Origin of the sequence: uncultured Clostridium sp. (assembly GCF_934754915.1) — a bacterium.
Classification (GTDB): domain Bacteria; phylum Bacillota; class Clostridia; order Clostridiales; family Clostridiaceae; genus Clostridium.
In genome coordinates this window covers 1-3,752 of the sequence record NZ_CAKVKB010000229.1, presented here as the reverse complement: position 1 = coordinate 3,752, position 3,752 = coordinate 1, and the positions used below count along the sequence as shown (strand labels likewise).

General features: G+C 25.3%; 3 protein-coding genes and 1 pseudogene. All 4 read left to right on the top strand.

Annotated elements, in window-relative coordinates:
* A partial coding sequence (locus Q0F58_RS17970; RefSeq protein ID WP_294379228.1) for a CDP-glycerol glycerophosphotransferase family protein occupies positions 1-739 on the top strand: 739 nt, incomplete at its 5' end.
* Positions 740-2,467 carry a sulfatase-like hydrolase/transferase gene (locus Q0F58_RS17965; protein WP_294379227.1) on the top strand — a complete coding sequence of 576 codons (1,728 nt, stop codon included), beginning with the start codon at positions 740-742 and terminating at the stop codon, positions 2,465-2,467.
* Positions 2,468-2,491: 24 nt separating this feature from the next.
* Complete coding sequence (locus Q0F58_RS17960) at positions 2,492-3,568, top strand: alanine--glyoxylate aminotransferase family protein (protein ID WP_294379226.1); 1,077 nt, start codon at positions 2,492-2,494, stop codon at positions 3,566-3,568.
* A pseudogene (locus tag Q0F58_RS17955) lies at positions 3,565-3,752 on the top strand (2-C-methyl-D-erythritol 4-phosphate cytidylyltransferase); the annotation flags it as partial. The gene Q0F58_RS17960 and the pseudogene Q0F58_RS17955, both read left to right, overlap by 4 nt.

Here is a 3,752-nt window from a genome sequence, read left to right as displayed (position 1 = left end):
GTATAGTGTTTTAATGGGAGCATGTTATGGCATAAGTTTTAAGAATTTTATTATAACTGGTGTTCCTAGAAATGATTTATTATTGAAATCTTCTGGTAGAGAAAATTTAAAGGAAATATTGAATATAGACAGTAAAAATAAAATTATTTTTTATATGCCTACATATAGAAAAAGTAGCTATGGAGAAATAAATGGATGTGAAGAAGGTTATATATTTAGTGAAAAAGATATTAATAAGTTAGATGAGTATTTACAAAAAAATAATATTACTATGTTTGCTAAAATGCATCCTTTTGAAGAACAGAATTTTGAAAAATATTTTAAAGAGAAAAATTTTAAAAATATAATTTTATTTAAGGAGGAATTTTTAAATTTAAATAATATAGATTTATATGAAATTTTAAATTCATGTGATTATCTTTTGACTGATTATTCATCAGTATATTTTGATTATCTTTTATTAGATAAGCCTATGTTGTTTTTTAACAAAGATATTGAAGAATATGAGAAATCAACTGGATTTTTATTGGAGCCATATGATTATTGGACTCCAGGACCTAAATGTAAAACTATAAAATCTATAATTAACCAATTGGAAGAAATTAATTCTGGTAGAGATGAGTATAAAAAGAAAAGAAATGAATTGAAAAATATATTTCATAAATATAAAGATTCTAAATCTTGTGAAAGAATAAAAGAAATGATTCTAAAATTAATAGAAAGTTCAGGGAGGGAATAAATGAACAATTATGATGAATATTTAAATAAATGTATAGAAAAAGCATTTGATGAAGAACCTCTATCAGGAAAAAGCGTTTTACATGAAGTAGGAAAGATTTTAAGAGAAACATGTGAAAATAAAAAATTTGCAATATGGGGTTCTGGTGATCATACAATACAATTACATAAATATTTTTCTCTTGAAATGAAAGATGCAGAGTTTATCATAGATAATGATAAAAGCAAAGATGGGAAAACATTACTTGAATTTAATATAAAATATCCTAGAATAGATGAATTGAAAAATTTGGATACAATTTTTATTTCATCATTTTCTTGTGCAGAAACAATTGAAAATCAAATTAAAGATATGAATATAGATGTTGAAGTTGTTAATATATATAAAAGATTAAGTGACAGGGGAATAAAATTAAAAGCAGCATTTTATTCTGATACAAGTGTGTATATGGAACTCTATAATTTAAAGAAATTGTTTAGAGAAAACAAACAAGAAGATACATTGAAAAAAATAATATTAAATTATTTAGGAATAAGAGATATAAATAATGCAAAAAAATATATAAAAATATATTTAGAAAATAATTATTCAAGAAATGACAAAATAGAAAAGCTATTAAATGAAATTGAGAACATAGAAATAGAAATAAAAAATAAAATTGATAATGTAGCAAAAAATAATATATTTATCTTTTATTGGGATGCTTTAAGATATAAAGATGTATTTTCTAAACAAACAAAAATGAAATATGTGAATAGTATACTAGATAAAAGTACATACTTTACAAATTTATATTCACCATCAATAACAACATATGAATCAGTTCCAACTATTTTAACTGGATTAGATACAGATGATCCTCAAATTAGAGATGATATAACAGTTAGGGATGATCAATGTGCTTTTATAAAAAAAGCTCAAAAGCAAGGATATAATATAAAAATCTATTCTAATCATTGGAATATTATTGATGGGGAAAAAATTGAATATTTTGATGGAAGCTATGCTACATTAACAATATGGAATGCTATTTGCAATATGATTAGTTCACAAGAAAGCAAAAACATTTATGTATTGTATTTTTGGCAGGAAACTCATCCACCACACTTATGCGGAAATCATGAAAAATTACCTGTTGCCCATTTAGCTCCATTTAGTGGAAATGAATCGGAGCCACAATCTCAGGAAGAATACAATAATCAATATAGTGAGTGCTTAAGCTATGCAGATGAAGTTACAGAATATTATTATAATATTTTAGGTAATAAAACAGTAAAAATGTTATTTAGCGATCATGGTCAAATAATTGAGCAAGCTACATATGAGTTAAAGGACATAAAAACTTTAGCTGGATGGCATGATGATAGAGTACATGTGCCTTTAATAATAACAGGTGGGCATATTGATTACAAAAGAATCAGTGGGTTAAATACATTAATGAATTTTAACAAAATTATGAATCTAATTTTAGATGGACAACAAGTTATTATGGATGCTGAAAATAAAGTATATTTTAAATTTTCTAGAATGCAAAACAGCATAATAATAGAAAATTATTTAGAAGCTGGATTAGAAGACTATTTATATGGGTTTACAGTATATGTAACTGATAAATATAAATGTGTAGTTACAGGAAATAATAAGATTAGATACTTTAACAAAATTACCGATGAAGAAATATTTGATGAAGAAAAAATAAAAAAGATAAAATCTATATTTGAGAGTTAGTTGTTAAAGTAAAGAGGTGATTTTATGAAAGAAACATTATTTTCAGTTGGTCCTGTTATGATGGACGAAGAAATAAAAAATATAGGTGGAGAGCAGCTTCCTTATTTTAGAACAGAAGAATTTTCTAAAATAAATTTAGAAAATGAAAAAATGCTGAAAGAAATATGTTATGCAGAGGAAAATTCCAAAGTTATAACTCTTACTGCATCTGGTACAGGTGCAATGGAAGCTAGTATATTAAATTGTTTTAATGATAAAGATAAGCTGCTTATAATTGTGGGAGGTGGATTCGGACATAGATTTGCGGAAATATGTGATATATATGAATTAGAATATGATATTGTTAGACTTGATAATGGAATGACAGTAACAGAAGAAATTATGAAAAATTATGAAGACAAGGGATATACAGCATTAATTGTTAATGCACATGAAACATCAACAGGAGTACTTTATGATTTAAATATGTTAGGTCAGTTCTGCAAAAGAAATAATATGTATTTTATTGTGGATGCAATAAGTAGTTTTTTAGCAGATGAGTATTACATGGAAAAGTGGGGAATAGATTTGACTATTATAAGTTCGCAGAAAGCAATTGCGTTACCACCAGGATTATCGCTTGTTGTATTAAGTAATAGAATTATAAAAAAAATTAATGAAAATAAAATAAAGAGTTTATATTTTGACTTTAAAATATATTTAAAAAATATGGAAAGAGGACAAACACCATTTACTCCTGCAGTTGGAATAATTCTTCAATTACATGAAGCTTTAATTAAAATAAAGAAATATGGGGTTCAGAATTCTATTCAAGATATAAAAAAGTTAGCAGAATATTTTAGAGAAAATATAAAGGAATTGCCATTTGATATACCTTCAGAATCATTATCTAACTGTTTAACCCCATTAAAACCTAAAAAAAATAATGCATATGATATATATATGTATTTAAAAAGCAATTATGGAATAGTATTGTGTCCTAATGGTGGAGAATTAAGAAATAGCCTGGTTAGGGTTGGGCATATAGGAGATTTAAGTATTAAAGATATTGATAAATTAATAAGGGCTTTGAATGATATGAACAGAAAGGGATTAATATGAGAGTTGTAATTATGGCAGCTGGGGTTGGGACAAGAATAAGCAGACATATAAATAATGTACCTAAATGTACTTTGGACATTGGTGGTATTAAAATAATACAAAATACAATATTACTTTTGAATAAAATGAATATTAAAGATATATCAGTAGTACTTGGCTATAAATCTGATTATGTTATTGACAT

Bases quoted from the DNA above. Each gene is read 5' to 3' on its own strand.
- Q0F58_RS17965 (WP_294379227.1), top strand. From the start codon at position 740: ATGAACAATTATGATGAATATTTAAATAAATGTATAGAAAAAGCATTT.
- Q0F58_RS17960 (WP_294379226.1), top strand. From the start codon at position 2,492: ATGAAAGAAACATTATTTTCAGTTGGTCCTGTTATGATGGACGAAGAA.